This window comes from Nostoc sp. NMS9, from assembly GCF_017114995.1.
GTDB lineage: Bacteria > Cyanobacteriota > Cyanobacteriia > Cyanobacteriales > Nostocaceae > Nostoc.
This window is the reverse complement of sequence record NZ_JABXKL010000091.1, coordinates 194,270-211,096: the sequence shown is the minus strand read 5'-3', so window position 1 is coordinate 211,096 and position 16,827 is coordinate 194,270. Positions and strand designations below refer to the sequence as shown.

The window sequence follows — 16,827 nt, the reverse complement described above, 5'->3', positions numbered from 1 at the left end:
ATTACCAATTTTTTGTAGCCATAATCTAAGAAAATAAAAACTGCAATAGAGACTTAATAGATTCGCTGCAAAAACTTATATGACTATTAACCGACGCCATTTCTTGTTTTTACTCACAGCAGGTGTGGGTGCTTTTGCATTAGATGCTTGTGCATTGGCAGAGAAATCTCCTCAGGGAAATACTACAACTCCCGACGCAACACCAAATATAACAGCAAATACAACACCAAATACAACAGCAAATACAACGCCAAATACAATAGGGGCTATCCAACTACCACCTTTACCTTACGCTTACGAAGCACTGGAACCACACATTGATGCCAAAACGATGCAATTTCACCACGATAAACACCACGCAACTTATGTGAAAAACCTGAATGCAGCGTTAGCCAAACACCCAGAACTCAAAGGCAAAACTGTTGAAGAACTGTTGCAAAAACTTGACAATGTACCACAAGATATTCGTAGAGTAGTACGCAATAATGGCGGTGGTCACGTTAACCACTCAATGTTCTGGGAAATTATGAAGCCGAAAGGTGGGGGAGAACCAACAGGAAATATAGCCTCCGCGATTAATCAAAATTTTGGTTCTTTTGCAGCTTTCAAGAAACAGTTTAACGAAGCTGGTGCTAGTCGTTTTGGTAGTGGTTGGGTTTGGCTAGTGCGTAACAAGGGTGGCAAGTTGGAAGTGGCAACTACAGCTAATCAAGATAGTCCCTTAAGTGCAGGTAAATATCCCATCCTGGGTAATGATGTATGGGAACATGCATATTATCTCAATTACCAGAATCGCCGCGCCGATTATTTAGATGCTTGGTGGAACGTGGTTAATTGGGATGAGATTAACAAGCGGTTTGCAGCAGCAAGCAAATTTGCTTAAACATTGGGACAGGGAGATATAGCAAAAAATAAAAAGTTTATCTTCCGCTCCTGTCAAAGTAATTCGTAATTATAATCAGTGTGGGCTGCTGTAGCCTTTACAATTACGAATTAGTTAAATAGGCTTTTGAGTAGGTACACCAATAGCACGCGGAAACTGAACTGGTGTGGTGCTTATTTTACGCAAATACACACAGTGGCGGATGCTGTGACTCAGGGGTGTTGTAAATTGTTCGATTGATTCAATGACGCCACCCAACTGGTTCACAGCATTCTGTAAAGCAGCTGTTTCATCCTCTGTCCAATTACCGCGATAAATTATAGCTAAACCTCCCTGTTTGAGCAGTGGTAGGGTATATTCTGCACAGACAGAGGCTGCCCCTACAGCACGGATCAATGCAATATCGTAAGCTAGTCTATGCCGGGGATGATGACCGATTTCTTCAGCCCTACCAACAAAAGTTTTGGCATTGGTAAGGGCAAGTTCAGTTAATATATTGTCGAGAAAAGTAATTTTTTTCCGAGTGGAATCGAGAAGAGTAATTGTGCAATTAGGTACAGTAATTGTCACTGGAATACCTGGAAAACCTGCACCTGTACCAATATCGATGAGAGCGGGAGAAGCAGGGGAGAAATTTGCTGATAACAGAGGTGCAATTCCTCGCAAAGAATCCCAGAGATGTTTTTCCCAAAACTCTTGGGGTTCAACGATCCGAGTTAAATTTAGTTGGCGATTACCTTCTAGGATTAACTCATAAAGCTTTTGAAATAGCGCTTGCTGTTGGACAGTTGGTTGCCAATTGAGAGTTTGCTGCCATATTTCTGCCATCTCAGGCAATAAGTTTGTCATTTGTCATTTTGTCATTTGTCATGGGGCATGGTTATTCTCCTTCTCCCCCTGCTGTTTTCTCACACAGTTGGTAAAGGTTCTTTAACTTTGGATTCTAGTGACTTTGGGTCTACTGATTCTAGTTCACCGTGGTTGAGTGTCCAGCAACGGTCTGCGATCGCTAACAGATCCCCAGCATCGTGTGTCACGATCAACAATGTCCAATCTTGTTTCAGTTTCGCTAATAAATTTACCAGTTGCCGACGCATTGACCAATCTAAACCAGCTGTGGGTTCATCCAATAACAGTAAATTTGGCTGGCGAATTAATTGCACTGCTAAAGCTAAACGTCTTTGCTGACCACCACTCAAAGCATGGGGAGCAGCAGATAGCGATAAATGCTCTAATCCCACCTCACTCAGCGCCTGTCTGACTCGTTCTGACCCTAACTCAGGATGTCCTAAACGCAATTCTTCTAAAATCGAACCACCACAAAAGTGTCGCTCTGGAAACTGAAATACCAACCCGGCTAATTGTTGTAGTTGTTCGGCTAGAAGTTCTTGTTCCCGCCAAAAGAGAGCGCCAGTAGTGGGTTCGGCTAGTCCCGACAAAATTTCTAGTAAGGTACTTTTACCCGAACCACTTGGGCCAATAATCAGACCTAGTTGCTGAGGTGCTAATTCTAAATTGATCGATTTGAGAATCGCTGTTGGGCACGCTGTCGGATGATAATTTACATTTCGGAGATAAAGCATTTGTTAAGATTACCAAAAAGCCAGCAAATTACTGATTAGTTAAACTGAGGGTGTCTGGAAAATTCTGAAAAAAAATTTATAGCGCATTACCTGGATTAACACCTTAATTTAGCAGCAAGAATTATCCACTTTTTCTCCATTGTGGCAGACTAAGCCTTAAATAATAGCTAGACCTTGCCTGGAAGCATGGAAAGATTACCAATATATAAGAAAATTTTGGTTGAAGCACAGGCAAGTTAAAATTAACCATTTTTGCATTCTAAGTAACACATACAACTATTTCAACCGCAATTATTCTGAGGGTTAAAATGACTAAAAGGTTTTCTTCGCCTCGATTAGTAGTATCTGCTAAACTCACTACCTTTGCTCAGACTGCTTTTGCAGGTGCGATCGCACTTAATTTGTGGGTAAATCCTTCTTTGGCTGGCGATCCGTTTCGCAATCGCGAACCTCATCAAATTGGTGACCAAACAGAAGCAGCTTTTAAAGCAATTTTTCAACAGGGCAACTATCCAGCAGCAGATCGTTATCTGGAACAAGCACTATCCAAAGAGCCAAATGAACCTCTAGCTTATGCTATGAAGGCATCTTTAGCATACGGAAATAAGGATTGGGCTAAACTTAACACCTATAGTCAGAAAACTCTAGAAACAGGACAAAAACTGATTTCTAACGATCCATTGCGTGGTAATTTATACACTGCTGTTGGTCATTTTTTAGAAGGTGCAGTAGTTATCACCCGTGAAGGTACAGTCAACGGTGTACCCCAAGCCTTGAGTCGGCTGCGACAGGTTTATGAATATTTAGACAAAGCCGAAGCAATTTCTGCCAACGATCCAGAACTGAATTTAATCAAGGGTTATATGGATTTATTATTGGCGGTTAATTTGCCTTTTGCTAGCCCAGATCAGGCAATTCGACGCTTAGAACAAAATGCTGCTCCTCGGTATCTAGTTGATCGGGGTATTGCTCTTGCTTACCGAGATTTAAAAAGGTATCCACAGGCACTAGATTATGCCAACCGGGCGATCAAAACCACATCCGATAATCCAGAAATTTATTATCTCAAAGCCCAAATCCTTAAACAACTGGGACAAAAAGAAAAAAGCCAGCAGATAATCCAGGAAGCGATCGCTAATTTTGACAAAGCATTGACTAAAAAATCTCAACTCCCAGGCGATTTAGTTAAACAAATTGAGCGTGAACGCAAAAATGCTGTTAGCCTGAAGAATCCTGAATAATTGGGCATTGGATATTGGCGATTAAGTTTTTTCTCTATTTTCTATGCCCAATGCCCTATTCCCCATTCCCCACTTTGATATGCTTATTTCCAGAAGAGTAATTGAGATATTAGACCAAAATGGAGATTCAGTTCCGCGAAATTAATCCTTTTGATATGTGGATTTGGCTGAAATTCAGCACAAATCCTTCTGCGCGTGAAAAGCAGTATGTAGAAGAAGTTTTCAATTCCTGGTTTTATCTGGGTAAATTGGGTGCATTTAATGCAGAGAATCTCCAGGTACAGGACACTGGACTCGATATCAGTTACATGAATTATGATGAACAAGGGTATGACAAAAGCCTGCTAGCACTGATGCACAACATCGGTGAGTTTGAATATGAGGGACAGTGGGGACGTTGTTGGTTTGACTTAGGAACCAGTGATGCGATCGCATTGGATATTTTAATCAACGCCCTTACACAGCTAAGTCAGGAATATGTCACCATTGAAGAATTGTACATCGGTGGTGAAAATGCAGATTGGCCTATTGAGGATAGCGAAAGTCGTCCTCAGTCTATTTATGATAATTAGTTACAAAAATGAATAAAGCTGGCGAAATTCGGGTAATAGCTTTGGGGCTAATTCAGGATGGCGAACGCATATTTCTTTCTGAAGGCTACGACCCTGTAAAGCAAGAAAGATTTTATCGTGCTTTGGGTGGTGGTGTTGAATTTGGCGAAACCAGCCGTGTCGCCTTAGAACGGGAGTTTCAAGAAGAAATTCAGGCAGAATTAACGAATATTAAATATCTCGGTTGTATAGAGAACCTGTTTATATTTAATGGTAGGCAAGGTCATGAAATTATTCAGCTTTATCAATGTGACTTTGCTGATTCCAAATTTTATCAACTGGAAAGTTTAGTTTTTTCAGAATCGCCACATCATAAACATAGAGCGTTATGGATAGATATCTCTCGTTTGAAATCTGGGGAATTCAGATTAGTGCCTGAAGTCTTTTTTGAATATTTGTAAATTATCTGGAAATCGGACTCAGCAAAAACACAATATACTGGTTGACGTTACGTTAATTCTGCTTTAGATTTTGCCACCATTCCCGCACAGTAAGCACTCATATTATGATCAAAATTGGGAATGTGATCGCACTGTGTAGCTACAACACAGAGAGCAACTTGTTATACTCTGCGTGTGAACCTAGCCAAAACCAAATAACGGTATCTCCATCTAACTGTCCAACTGCTCGATAACTTTTGCTAATCTGTGCTGAATAAATTGGTAGTTCTGGATGTATTTTTTTGAAGCGCAAGCTTGGATGGCTCGGATCTTGTTTGAAGAGGCGGTATGCCTCACGGGTTTGCTCTTGAACTTGCTCAGGTAGATAAGCAAACTTTTGACGAAACTGAGCAGTTATACGTGACTTCACAATGTATCTGGATCTAACTCTTGGGTTTTTCCTGCACGGTATTCAGCCATTGCCTCAGTCGCAAGGAAAGCGAGTCCGTCAGGAGAACGGGCGAAAGCTTCATCCCAAGAGCGTTCATCTTCTAGTTCTTCCAAAATCATCGCCGCGATCGCATCTTGCTCATTGGCAGGCAAGTTTTTTAGTTTGGTGATCGCTTGTTCAAGTAGCTCTGTCATGGCTGTTAATCGTTACGAAAGTCATACTATAAATTATCTCTGCTTGCACTCTGTTGGGGTTATTAGGGTGCGATCAATTAGGGTGAGAGCAAAGCGCGATCGCTCCCCATAGCCGAAGTAGTAAAGTTTGAGTAGAAGCAAGTGTTGAGTTTATTCAGGAAACACAAACTACGTCGAAGGCGATTGCACTAATGCCTCAGTTACGCAGAGAATTGGATATTTCTTAAGAATGGGTTCTATAGTGATTTCTGTCAAATGTACGCTTAACTCAAGCATATAACCCGTTTCTGTAAAGCAATAAAGTGCTGTAAATGAGTCTGTATTGGCAGCTTGCCATAGTCCGATAATACGACCAACACGTTTTAATTCTAAGTAAACCTTTTCATCATTTGTAATGAACTTAAGGCAATTCGGTTCATTTTCTTTGATAGTTACTATTCCAGATTCTAGTTTGATTTGTTTGCCTTCTAGAGTGAGCTTGTTACTGCGAATCGCTTCCCACCCAAAATGACTTATCATCACGGCAACTTTATACCCTTGCTTATATAGCTCTTCTGCTTTTTTATGCTCTTTCTGGACACTTCGCTCAAGTTCAGCCTGAATATAGTATGGATATCCAGCATCAGCAGCGTCGTAAGTTCCTGTATGTTCTTTTAAGAGTTTAAGACCAGCAGCCGGAAGAGGATTCCATAAATGAAGATTTGCAATATTAACCTTAGCCACAGATATTCCAGCTTCAGCTGCTTTAGCAAAGGCAAGATATGCAAGTGAATAGAGTTTTAACTCAGAAAACGCACGCCCTAAATTATTTGCAGCAGTTCCTTGAACATCAACCTGATCTGCACATTTAGCGAAATAAGTAAGCAAAGAAGACCATTTATTATCGAGAGCCAACTCTGTGAGGGCGTTGAGCATAATTGAAGAGTCAGCTTTATCGCTTAGACCAGTTAATAAAATAACTAGTTTCTCAAGAAAGTGAGGCTTTTGGTCAAGATTTTGCCACGTTTCTACAGCTTGATATCTAAGGTCTCTATCTTCACTTACCATTGCTTGTCGTAAGGTGTCAAGTGCTATCTCTTGCTCGCCGATTTTGAATCTCTCCTCAGCTAAAAAAAGAGTTGCTCGGTTAGAAAAGAAAGTAGCATTATTGGCTGTAGCTAGACGTAGGCATTCTTCATAATAGGAGATGGAAGCAGCGACACGAGATTCAAATAAGCCAAGCCAAAACTGGCAATGGTAAGTATTACGTAATTCAGGAGCTAGCGACTCTAGCTCCTTTAGAGGGTTACGTCCTTCCTGATCACTATTTAGCAACCTCGTAATTCTAATCGTTGCTTTCTCTTCGTTGGTGGATGCAGTTTCTTCAAGCTGATCAAACAGCGTGTTAGCTTCCTCTACTTCTCCACGTTGCAAAAGCTTAATTGCTTCAGATAGAGATGAAGACTCTTCTATGTTTTCTTCAACAATCTCTAATAGAGATGAAGACTCTTCTATGTTTTCTTCAACAGTCTCTAATAGAGATGAAAACTCTTCTATGTTTTCTTCAATAATCTCTTTTTTTTGATAAGCTTCAATTCGTTTAGAAAAGCTTGATATCGTTGACTGAAATGTGTCTTAATATTACCGCCGATCGCCTGAGCGACTGCAATTAAGAGATGCTTAACTTGTTCTCGATCAGATGCTCGCACTGTTTGATAGTCAGCCATAGTACTAGCTAGCTCACTTGGGCTTGTACCAACTAGTAAGGGTGTATACAACTGATTGCGTCCCCAAGCAGCTCCAGCTTCAAAGAAAAGCCACTCACGTTCCTTGGATTGCTGAGTAATGATAGCAAGAAATGCTCGTGAAGACTGAGCGGCTGCTTGTATCTGGGGTTTATAACCAATGTTAGATGGGCGTAGACCACCTGCCCCAGCAACAAAAACGTGAGGTTGGGGTTTTATTGATCCCTCAATCAGTTCCTTAAGAGCAACTGCAAGTTCTTGATCGGGGCTAGTACGATAGGAAATAAATACCTCAAATTCACTGGAAACCTTTTCAGTTTTGGAACTACTATTGCTTGACTGGCTTATTTGAACTACTGAGGATTGTAGAGATGCATGAACATTGTCTGACATAATTTTCTGATTCAGTAATTGTTCTGAGCGGGCAGCCTTGTAATAAGTTTTTTGAGCAGCAAGACCAAGTATAGCTTTCTGTTTTTCAGAAGCAATATAGTTTACTTTAAAAAATAAAATGAAGGGAGGTGTGAAATTGCGTGATCGCTCTCCACAACAATAACTATTATTTAACTACTGCTCAAAGAACAGCTACTTTAGCGATCGCACCTTGCATTCTCCCGAAAGCATCAATCAAATTCTGCAATTGTTGATCTGCCTTAAAAACTCCTAAACCGCGCACCGTAACTTTACCAGGAGAATACACAAAGCGCGTTTTGAGCTTTTCTGGTAAATGTTGCCACCAATAAATTCCAAGCTGGTTTCTCCATCGGCGTTTCTAAAACGACGTGCTGCTTGTTTTCTGGTTTAATCCGGCTAAATCCGAGTTTTTTCGCTAGCTGTTTGAGTTCCATGACTCGCAAAAGTTGATTTGCAGACACTGGTAAACTACCATAGCGATCGCCTTTAAATCCTAAACTTCACCTTGTAACTCCTCTAGGTCATCTACTGTCAGTGGTGCTTGGCCACTGTGGCGCACATACAATACATTAACTGTAGTACCTCGAATCGTAAAAAGTACTCGGTATACATTTTTGGCTTTTCCATAAAGAAGTTGACGTACTTCTTCTGGAAAAATTTCATGTTCGACTGCTAAAGCACAACGTTGGGGCTTCTCTTGTAGGGTAGCAATAGCATTCATCAATCCTCGAAACCAACGATCGGCAAATTCAGGATTCCGCTCTTGATACCAGCGATAAGCTTGCTCAATCTGAGTTTCTGCGATTGGGGTAATCTCAACCTGAAATGCCATACTTTTGCTGCATTTCTTGGGCAAAATCCCCAATGGGGCGAGTTTGACCAGCGTTGAGTTCCTCGAAACCTTGTCCAATTCCAGCAATTGTCTCCAACTGATCAATCAGTTGGCGTAATTTGGTAGGGTCGATTTTGCCAGGATCTAGAAAGGTAACGAGGACTTGGGAGCGATCGCTAACATCTTGCGGTAAATGGGTGAGGTGAATTTCTCCATCCTGATAAATGCCTTCGATAGTTTTTATCATGAGTTGAAGTTGGGTTAGTATTTCCTTTTATTCTACTAACTAGACTCAAAGGGCTGGGTCTGGAATCCCAGCCTGCTCAAAATGACATAGGTTTTCACTTGATGATTAATCTTTTTCTAACGATCAAACAACTGCCGCCTCTGGAATCACACCCTGCATTCTCCCGAAAGCATCAATCAAATTTTGCAATTGTTGATCCGCCTTAAAAACTTTAACCCGCGCACCGTCACTTTACAAGGAGAATAGACAAAGCGCGTCTTCAGATTGTCTGGTAAATTCGCCACCAACAAATTCCAAGCGGGTTCTTCCATCGACGTTTCTAAAACTACGTGCTGCTTGTTTTCTAGTTTAATACGGCTAAATCCAAATTTTTTCGCTAGCTGTTTGAGTTCCATGACTGGCAAAAGTTGATTTGCAGACACTGGTAAAGTACGATAGCGATCACTGAAATAGTAGAGTTTGAGACAGTTCTACAATAAAGGCAAAGACGTTGAGGTTGAACTAACCTAATGCGTATACCTGAAACAAACCCAAAGATACCAATGCCTTCACCAAGCCTCTACGAAACTGATTTTTACGCTTGGACACAGGAACAAGTAACTTTACTTCGCAATGAGCAGTGGAGTCAGATTGATGTGCAAAATCTGATTGAGGAGATTCAATCTTTGGGTAAACAGCAACGTCAAGAACTACGAAACCGTCTGAGTGTGTTGATTGGACATTTACTAAAATGGGAGTACCAGTCAGGACGCCGTAGCCGTAGCTGGTTAGCAACACTTCGTATTCAACGCTTAGATATTGCTGAACTGCTTGAAGACAATCCTAGCCTAAAGCCCTATCTTGAAGAAGCACTTCGCAAAGCCTACCTTAAAGGTGTCGAATTAGCTGTTGGAGAAACAGATTTGCCCAAGCGTACTTTTCCGGTAGAGTGTCCCTACAGTTTGTCAGAGATTGTGGACTATGACTTCTACCCTGGTGAACCAAGCAAGTTAGTAGATGAATCAGAGCAGTAATTTGATGCTGAACACGGATAATCTGTAATATCACGTCATGAGTTGATAACAACGAGATCATGTGATTGCTGTTGTAAATAGTCACTCCCAAAACAAGCAATTTACTTTGTACTGATCTTTTAGTTGCTTCAGGTTCTCTAAACTGCCCTAGTTGCATCATTCATAAGTTTTGTTCAAGCATTTATAACAAATCTATAATCTTTTATTGCAAATGTTGGCTCATACATAAGTTTTATTTAAGCATTTATCACAAATGTATAAATGTTTATCGCAAACGTTACTTCATTTATAAGTTTTATTTAAGCGTTTCTAACAAATCTATAAGCGTTTATCGCAAACGTTACTTCATTTCTAAGTTTTGTTTAAACATTTCTAACAAACGTATAAACGTTTATCGCAAACGTTACTTCATTCTTAAATCAATAGGCTTCGTGTTAAAGGTAATTCGAGACAGGAGAACCCCGGTAAATAAGTCCGAAACCGGGGTTCTAGATTAAAATGTGTTTACCATAATTCTTTTAGCCTTTTAGTTTGATTCAAATCATCAAACAACAGCCGCCTCTGGAATTGCACCCTGCATTCTCCCGAAAGCATCAATCAAATTCTGCAATTGTTGATCTGCTTTAAAAACTCCTAACCCACGCACTGTAACTTTACCAGGAGAATAGACAAAGCGCGTCTTGAGATTTTCTGGTAAATTTGCCGCCAACAAATTCCAACCTGGTTCTTCCATCGGCGTTTCTAAAACGACGTGCTGCTTGTTTTCTGGTTTAATCCGACTAAATCCGAGTTTTTTCGCTAGCTGTTTGAGTTCCATGACTCGCAAAAGTTGATTTGCAGGGACTGGTAAAGTACCATAGCGATCGCTCCACTCAGCAGCAATTAGCTTTAATTCTGATTTAGATTTAGCTGTGGCCACCGCCCGATAAGCACTCATCTTTTGATCCAAATCGGTAATGTAATCTGCTGGGATAAATGCCGTCAGGTTGAGGTCAATCTGAGTATCCTCCACTTTCGGAATTTCTTGTCCTCGGATTTCCCGAATTGCTTCTTCCAGCATTTCCATGTATAAATCAAAACCGATGGCATCCATTTGACCGGATTGTTCTGCCCCTAGCAAGTTACCCACGCCTCTGATTTCCATATCGCGCATCGCTAGTTGATACCCAGAACCTAGCTGAGTAAATTCCTGAATCGCTCGTAAACGTTGCCGTGCCGCATCAGATAATGCCCGTTGCTTCGGATAAAATAACCAAGCATGAGCTTGGATACCTGCACGTCCCACACGACCGCGTAATTGATACAGCTGTGCCAATCCAAAGCGGTGAGCATCTTCAATCAAAATGGTGTTGACTCGCGGAATATCTAAGCCAGATTCAATAATTGTCGTACAAACGAGGATGTCTGCATCGCCATTACTGAAAGTGAGCATGGTTGATTCTAACTCGCTTTCATCCATTTGACCGTGAGCGATCGCAAACCTAGCTCCCGGTATCACTTCTCGTAAATTGGCTGTTGTCTCTTCAATCCCATCTACTCGTGGAACTACATAAAATACCTGCCCACCTCTATCTAATTCTTGACGAATTGCAGTGCGGATGCTTTCGGAATTAATCGGTGATAGATGGGTTTTAATCGGGCGTCTGGTTGGGGGTGGTGTAGTAATCAAACTCATTTCCCGAATTCCCGACAAGGACATATACAAAGTCCGGGGAATGGGAGTGGCGGAGAGGGTAAGCACATCAACCTGAGTTTTTAAGCTTTTAATTTTCTCTTTCTGGTTGACCCCAAACCGCTGTTCTTCATCTACTACCAACAGTCCTAAATCGCGGAATGCCACACCTTTACCTAAAAGTTGGTGTGTACCAACGACTACATCTAATTCACCCGTTGCCAATCGCTTTTGAATATCACGGCGTTCTTCAGCAGACCGAAAGCGGTTGAGCAAACCGACATTTACTGGGTAGGGAGCAAAACGTTCTTTGAGTGTATGGTAATGCTGCTGTGTTAAAATAGTCGTTGGCGCAAGGAGTGCCACTTGTTTACCGGCGGTGACTGCTTTAAAAACAGCACGAATCGCCACTTCCGTCTTCCCGAAACCGACATCGCCACAAACTAAGCGATCCATTGGGCGATCGCTTTCCATGTCGCGTTTTACATCTTGTACAGCTTTGAGCTGATCCGTTGTGGGTTGGTAGGGGAAAGAATCTTCTAATTCCTCCTGCCAAGGCATATCACTTGGAAAGCTAAAACCTTGTTGTTGCGATCGCGCTGCATAAAGTCTCAACAAGTCCACCGCCAATTTTTTAATCGCTTTGCGGACTTTATTCTTGGTATTTTCCCAAGCTTTACCGGTCATCCTGTTGAGTTCCGGTGCTTTATCACCTGCGGCACGGAACCGAGATAAAGCACCTACTTGATCGGCTGCAACTCTAAGTAACCCGTCAGCATACTGCACTACCAAATAATCACGGGTTTCATTATTAATCGTCAAACTTTCCAGCTTGACAAATTTGCCAACACCATGATTTCTGTGAACCACATAATCGCCTGGACGCAGCTTATTGGGATCAACTTGCTTAGAAGTAGCTTTGTGGCGCTTGCGGATATAGCCGGGAGTCGCCAAAGAATGCTGCCCAAAAAATTCCCGATCTGTAACAATTACCAATCGGTAAGTAGGCAGGATAAAACCTTCTAGTTCCGCAAGACCAGAATATTTGAGGGCAATGGGAATATGGTTGATTTGGAGCTTATCTATTGCTTGGTAGTCGCGGGGATTGGGGATAAACTGAGCCGGACAATCATGTTCTTGCAACAGCGAGACGGAACGCGAAGGTTGAGCAGAAAGCAGCCAGATCGAGAAATTGCGATCGCGTTCTTGGCGGATGGTTTCAGCTAGTTTAGCAAACTGGTGTGGTGTGGTTGGAACAGGACGGCTGGCAAGGTTGATCCCACTATTTTCCTCTGACAGTTCCGATAAATATAATGTTTTAAACTTGGCAACATCAACCAGACAGTCATCAAACGAACGGTGTATTTTCGGCAATGTTAGGGAAGTAGACTCTTCCCCATCCCCCATGCCCAATCCCCCATGCCCAATGCCCCATTGTTCCTGGGCATTTTCTACCCAGCGATCGCTATGAGCATGGCACTGTTCTGGCTCATCAATGGCAATCAGGGTATTTTCTGCTAAGTAGTTTAGCAGAGATGCTGGTTGCTCGAAAGCTAACCCCAAAAAACGACGACTACCTTCAATCAGTGATGAGTTCTCAGTGCTAAGTTCTGACTCAGAATTTAACTCATAACTCATAACTCCTAACTCAGAACTCTTTTTCAGTGCAGCCATCACCACAGGAGTAAAGCTAGTGGGGGTAAGAATTAACTGGTCAACTTTGTCGAGGGCGGAACGTTGGGTTGCTGGGTCAAATTCCCGCATTTGCTCGATTTCATCGCCAAACCATTCCAACCTGACTGGAAACTCAGAAGAAACCGGGAACACATCAACAATATCGCCCCGCCGACTCCATTGCCCTTCCATTTCCACCAAAGGAACTCTTTCGTATCCCAAAATAGTTATTTTCTCACTGAAGGCATTCAAATCTAATTCCATCCCTTTTTTCAGGGTAAGACAGAATTGTTGAAAAGCTTCTGGTGGAGGCAAATGAGGTTGCAGCGCCCCTTGAGTAGCCACAATCGCCATCTTGGGTAATTGAGAATTAGAATTTGGGGGTTTTTCTTCCCCATTCCCCATGCCCCATTCCCCATGCTCCATTCCCAAATCTGCCAATACCTGCATTTGCCCCCAACTCATTTCAGTTTCCGGGTCAAAAGGTTCGTAGGGAGAAGCCTCGGAGGTGGGGTAAAAATGTACTGTTTGCCATCCCATTGCCTCCAGTTGTGCGTAAACGCGTCCAGCTTCTTCCAGAGTGGCGCAAACCACAAACAAATCCTTGCCCCGAGACTGCGCTAATGCCGAAGCCACTAGAGTCTTGGGCAGCCTGGGAATGCCATTTAACCGCAATTCTTGTTGTCGATTCAGCTTAGAAATAAATTCAGTGGTGAGCGGCGATCGGCCTAAGGCACGCACAATAGAAGAAAATGACATAAGTACTACTAGCGATGGGAGTCTTTGTGGGTCAGCAAATCTTAAGGCAGTTATATGTCAACTATTTTAAAAGTGTTAACAGCTTTCTTATTCCTTCAGTGGAAGAATAATGCACAGTGACTAATAAACTTAAGAACTATAACTACTACTTTGTATATAGTCAAAGTATTTATCGAAGCACCTTTAATACTAGATACTAGGGATTGAGCTACGTTTGCTCTGATAAGCGGCAATTTTAAACATGTCCTCCATCACTTTTGAAATTTTAATCATTTTGGTGCTAATTATTGCCAATGGCGTGTTTTCTATGTCTGAGATGGCGATTGTCTCGGCACGGAAAGTTAGGCTACAGCAGCTTGCCAATCAAGGAGATGCCAAGGCAATGGCAGCATTGAAATTAGCGGAGTCTCCAAATCATTTCCTGTCAACCGTTCAAGTAGGTATTTCCCTGATCGGTATCCTAACTGGTGCTTTTGGAGGAGCAACAATTGCCAACCGACTGGCAGTCTATGTGCGACTTGTACCTTTGTTAGCACCTTATAGTGAACCGATATCTTTTGGAGTAGTGGTTTTGATCATTACCTATTTGTCACTCATTGTTGGCGAATTGGTACCAAAGCGTCTGGCATTAAACAACCCAGAAAGAATTGCATCGACTGTAGCTATTCCAATGCGTGCCTTATCGGCGATCGCTTCCCCAATGGTATATCTCTTAAGTGCTTCTACAGATTTGATCCTGCGAGTATTAGGAATTACAGCTTCTACCGAGCCGCAAGTCACCGAAGAAGAAATTAAAATCTTAATTGAGCAAGGTACTGAGGCGGGAACCTTTGAGGAAGCCGAACAGGATATGGTAGAGCGAGTCTTTCGTTTAGGCGATCGCCCTGTCAGTTACTTAATGACACCCCGTCCTGATATTGTTTGGCTAGACTTGGACGACTCTGCCGAAGAAAATCGCCAAAAAATGGTTGATAGTGCCTATTCTCGGTATCCAGTTTGTCAGGGGGGACTTGACAATGTGCTGGGTGTTATCCCTGTCACCGACTTATTAGCCAGGAGTTTTCGAGGGGAACCACTAGACTTGACTATCGGATTGCGACAGCCTGTATTTGTGCCAGAAAGCACCCGTGGCTTGAAAGTTTTGGAATTGTTCAAGCAAACTATCACTCACATGGCGTTGGTAGTGGATGAATATGGTGTGATTCAAGGATTAGTCACTCTCAACGACATCATGAGTGAAATTGTGGGTGACGTTCCTTCAACGGATGGACAGGATCAACCACAAGCTGTGCAACGCGAAGATGGTTCCTGGCTTTTGGATGGGATGTTGCCTGTAGAGGAGTTTTTGGAACTTTTTGGTATGGAAGAGTGGGAATCTGAGGAACGCGGCAGTTATCAAACATTAGGCGGTTTTGTGATCACCCATTTAGGTCGTATTCCTGCCGCAGCAGATCATTTTGAATGGCAAAGTATGCGAATTGAAGTAATGGATATGGATGGTAATCGCGTTGATAAGGTGCTAGTCGTACCGAAGGCAGTTAAATCAGCAGATATGAAAAAATCTGATTAGGATTGGGGATTAGGGATTGATAATTATTAGACTTGTTGCATAAATCAAAAAAAGAACCCCTCCCCGCCTTTGACTTACGTCAAATTCTCCCCTCCCCGCCTGCGGGGAGGGGTTGGGGGTGGGGTGTTAGGGGACTTTTGCAATAGGTCTATTGTTTACTATTTCCCATAGGCCATAATAATAGCCAATGCCCTATTTATGCAATTTATCAAGTGCGGGATAGACGTTTGACCGCTTCACCCGCTAACATCTGATGAGCTTGTTTCAGGAATTGGGGGATTTTATCGGCGTGGGGATTACGGGTAAGAGATTTCCTTAAGTCTAATTCATCTAGGCGATCGGCTTTGTTGCCGGGAAACCAGTGGCCACCATTGCCAAGCAGGTTATAGCGCATTTTAGCGTACTCTACTAAATCGTAGGCGATCGCTAAATTCCGCAGCCACAAAATCACCCGAATATTTACCTCACCAGGGGTTTCGTCAAAGTTTGGTAGATTTGTTTCCCAGGATTTTACCCAATCTTCTCCCAAAGTAGCGATCGCTTCTGATTCCAACCTTGCTAAAATTGGTGGCAAAATTTCTGATGACCGATCTATTAATTCTAAAGTCTTCAGGTGCTCATCAAAATCTTCTGGTTTTGCTGCTCCTAAGCTTAGTGTATGCACCTCTTGATGACTCAAACAAAACAAATCATTAAACACCATTGGACTCAATGGGGCGCAAAGATTGACTAATTTTTGTGGAGGTTTATACAACAAACCTCCTTTATCAGAAGGGCTAATAATAAACACACCCATATCGTGACGTTTAGCTGCTTCAATTGCTGCCCAATTCCATTGATTAATGTAGTACCAGTGCAGGTTCACGTAATCAAATTGATTGGTATTAATTGTCTGCACAATCATATCTGTCGAACCGTGTGTGGAAAAGCCAATAAATCTAACTTTTCCCTCTGCTCGCAACTGCTGCGCTACTTCCAAACAGCCACCAGGACGGATGCTGTCATCTAACGATTCAGGATGATTAATGCCGTGCAACCCTAAAAGGTCAACATAATCTAGCTGGAGATTTTTCAAAGATTGTTCCAATGTCTCCCGGAATTCTTTCGCATCTGCCTTTGGATTGATTTTAGTCTGAATAATCAACTTTTCGCGGGGAAACTTGGGCAATATTCTCCCCAATTGCATTTCAGAAGTGCCATAACCACGGGCAGTTTCAATATGATTAATCCCAACCTCGATTGCCCTTCTAATAGTTGCTTCCAGATTTGCCTGGTTATCAGCAGGAATTTCATGATTGGGAACATCCTCCCATTTGAACTGATATCTCATGCCACCGCAGGAAAACACTGGCATCTGTAATTCTGTGCGTCCAAATCTTCTATATAGCATCAGTGGATTGTGGATTGCTTACCAACTTAAAATCTAAAAACGATAGTCATTCCAGCTTTTAGTGCCACAATCATTCCCTCTGTTCAATCTGTGACACTAGCAATATTCATCGCATTCTTAAATCGGTCAGGTCTTTTGGTTATTGGATTTTTACCTACCAATATTCCAGTTCCACAGAATAATTATCTC

18 protein-coding genes and 1 pseudogene are annotated in these 16,827 nt (G+C 42.2%); 6 read left to right on the top strand and 13 right to left on the bottom strand.

Annotated features, from left to right (window positions below):
- The first annotated feature begins 79 nt into the window (after nucleotides 1–79).
- On the top strand, nucleotides 80–883 hold the full coding sequence (locus HWQ40_RS30105) for a superoxide dismutase (protein WP_292785413.1): 804 nt from the start codon (nucleotides 80–82) through the stop codon (nucleotides 881–883).
- Between the two features lie 114 nt (nucleotides 884–997).
- Here the strand turns inward: HWQ40_RS30105 and rsmG are convergent, their stop codons facing one another.
- The gene (gene rsmG, locus HWQ40_RS30100; RefSeq protein WP_292785412.1) at nucleotides 998–1,732 is read right to left on the bottom strand and encodes a 16S rRNA (guanine(527)-N(7))-methyltransferase RsmG; all 735 of its coding nucleotides are present in this window, start codon (nucleotides 1,730–1,732) and stop codon (nucleotides 998–1,000) included.
- Nucleotides 1,733–1,791: 59 nt separating this feature from the next.
- Nucleotides 1,792–2,466: an ABC transporter ATP-binding protein gene (locus tag HWQ40_RS30095; RefSeq protein ID WP_099100939.1), complete on the bottom strand. Its 675-nt coding sequence runs from the start codon at nucleotides 2,464–2,466 to the stop codon at nucleotides 1,792–1,794.
- Between the two features lie 308 nt (nucleotides 2,467–2,774).
- On the opposite strand from HWQ40_RS30095, the gene HWQ40_RS30090 reads away from it, so the two are divergent.
- From HWQ40_RS30090 to HWQ40_RS30080, 3 genes are all read left to right on the top strand, one after another.
- A complete protein-coding gene (locus HWQ40_RS30090; protein ID WP_292785409.1) occupies nucleotides 2,775–3,707 on the top strand; it encodes a Sll0314/Alr1548 family TPR repeat-containing protein in 933 nt (310 codons plus the stop codon).
- A gap of 119 nt (nucleotides 3,708–3,826) precedes the next feature.
- On the top strand, nucleotides 3,827–4,279 hold the full coding sequence (locus tag HWQ40_RS30085; protein WP_292785407.1) for a DUF3531 family protein: 453 nt from the start codon (nucleotides 3,827–3,829) through the stop codon (nucleotides 4,277–4,279).
- An 8-nt stretch (nucleotides 4,280–4,287) separates the two neighbouring features.
- Nucleotides 4,288–4,719, top strand: a complete 432-nt coding sequence (locus HWQ40_RS30080) for an NUDIX domain-containing protein (protein ID WP_292785405.1) — start codon at nucleotides 4,288–4,290, stop codon at nucleotides 4,717–4,719.
- 139 nt (nucleotides 4,720–4,858) lie between these two features.
- Here the strand turns inward: HWQ40_RS30080 and HWQ40_RS30075 are convergent, their stop codons facing one another.
- The 9 genes and pseudogenes from HWQ40_RS30075 to HWQ40_RS30035 form a co-directional block, all read right to left on the bottom strand.
- Nucleotides 4,859–5,128, bottom strand: coding sequence for a hypothetical protein (locus tag HWQ40_RS30075; protein ID WP_292785403.1), 270 nt, complete (start codon nucleotides 5,126–5,128; stop codon nucleotides 4,859–4,861).
- Nucleotides 5,125–5,343, bottom strand: a complete 219-nt coding sequence (locus tag HWQ40_RS30070; protein ID WP_292785401.1) for a hypothetical protein — start codon at nucleotides 5,341–5,343, stop codon at nucleotides 5,125–5,127. The genes HWQ40_RS30075 and HWQ40_RS30070 overlap by 4 nt, the downstream gene beginning before the upstream one ends.
- Nucleotides 5,344–5,511: 168 nt before the next feature.
- Nucleotides 5,512–6,756: a hypothetical protein gene (locus tag HWQ40_RS30065; protein ID WP_292785399.1), complete on the bottom strand. Its 1,245-nt coding sequence runs from the start codon at nucleotides 6,754–6,756 to the stop codon at nucleotides 5,512–5,514.
- A 119-nt stretch (nucleotides 6,757–6,875) separates the two neighbouring features.
- Nucleotides 6,876–7,460: a TIR domain-containing protein gene (locus HWQ40_RS30060; protein ID WP_292785397.1), complete on the bottom strand. Its 585-nt coding sequence runs from the start codon at nucleotides 7,458–7,460 to the stop codon at nucleotides 6,876–6,878.
- A gap of 181 nt (nucleotides 7,461–7,641) precedes the next feature.
- The gene (locus HWQ40_RS30055; protein ID WP_292785395.1) at nucleotides 7,642–7,767 is read right to left on the bottom strand and encodes a hypothetical protein; all 126 of its coding nucleotides are present in this window, start codon (nucleotides 7,765–7,767) and stop codon (nucleotides 7,642–7,644) included.
- The gene (locus HWQ40_RS30050) at nucleotides 7,751–7,942 is read right to left on the bottom strand and encodes a hypothetical protein (RefSeq protein ID WP_292785393.1); all 192 of its coding nucleotides are present in this window, start codon (nucleotides 7,940–7,942) and stop codon (nucleotides 7,751–7,753) included. The genes HWQ40_RS30055 and HWQ40_RS30050 overlap by 17 nt, the downstream gene beginning before the upstream one ends.
- A 32-nt stretch (nucleotides 7,943–7,974) precedes the next feature.
- Nucleotides 7,975–8,313, bottom strand: a complete 339-nt coding sequence (locus HWQ40_RS30045) for a type II toxin-antitoxin system RelE/ParE family toxin (RefSeq protein WP_292785391.1) — start codon at nucleotides 8,311–8,313, stop codon at nucleotides 7,975–7,977.
- Nucleotides 8,297–8,560: a hypothetical protein gene (locus HWQ40_RS30040; protein WP_292785389.1), complete on the bottom strand. Its 264-nt coding sequence runs from the start codon at nucleotides 8,558–8,560 to the stop codon at nucleotides 8,297–8,299. Before HWQ40_RS30040 ends, HWQ40_RS30045 begins: the two co-directional genes overlap by 17 nt.
- A gap of 123 nt (nucleotides 8,561–8,683) precedes the next feature.
- Nucleotides 8,684–9,009: pseudogene (locus HWQ40_RS30035) on the bottom strand (TRCF domain-containing protein); the annotation flags it as partial.
- Nucleotides 9,010–9,102: 93 nt separating this feature from the next.
- Here HWQ40_RS30035 and HWQ40_RS30030 point away from each other — a divergent pair.
- Nucleotides 9,103–9,573 (top strand): DUF29 domain-containing protein, encoded by a 471-nt coding sequence (locus tag HWQ40_RS30030; RefSeq protein ID WP_292785387.1) that lies wholly within the window; start codon nucleotides 9,103–9,105, stop codon nucleotides 9,571–9,573.
- A gap of 544 nt (nucleotides 9,574–10,117) precedes the next feature.
- On the opposite strand, the gene mfd is transcribed toward HWQ40_RS30030, so the two are convergent.
- A complete protein-coding gene (gene mfd / locus HWQ40_RS30025) occupies nucleotides 10,118–13,678 on the bottom strand; it encodes a transcription-repair coupling factor (RefSeq protein ID WP_292785385.1) in 3,561 nt (1,186 codons plus the stop codon).
- 241 nt (nucleotides 13,679–13,919) lie between these two features.
- Here mfd and HWQ40_RS30020 point away from each other — a divergent pair, with 241 nt between their 5' ends.
- A complete protein-coding gene (locus tag HWQ40_RS30020; protein WP_292785383.1) occupies nucleotides 13,920–15,248 on the top strand; it encodes a hemolysin family protein in 1,329 nt (442 codons plus the stop codon).
- A 208-nt stretch (nucleotides 15,249–15,456) separates the two neighbouring features.
- Here the strand turns inward: HWQ40_RS30020 and HWQ40_RS30015 are convergent, their stop codons facing one another.
- Nucleotides 15,457–16,638 (bottom strand): aldo/keto reductase, encoded by a 1,182-nt coding sequence (locus HWQ40_RS30015; protein WP_292785381.1) that lies wholly within the window; start codon nucleotides 16,636–16,638, stop codon nucleotides 15,457–15,459.
- Nucleotides 16,639–16,827: the final 189 nt, after the last annotated feature.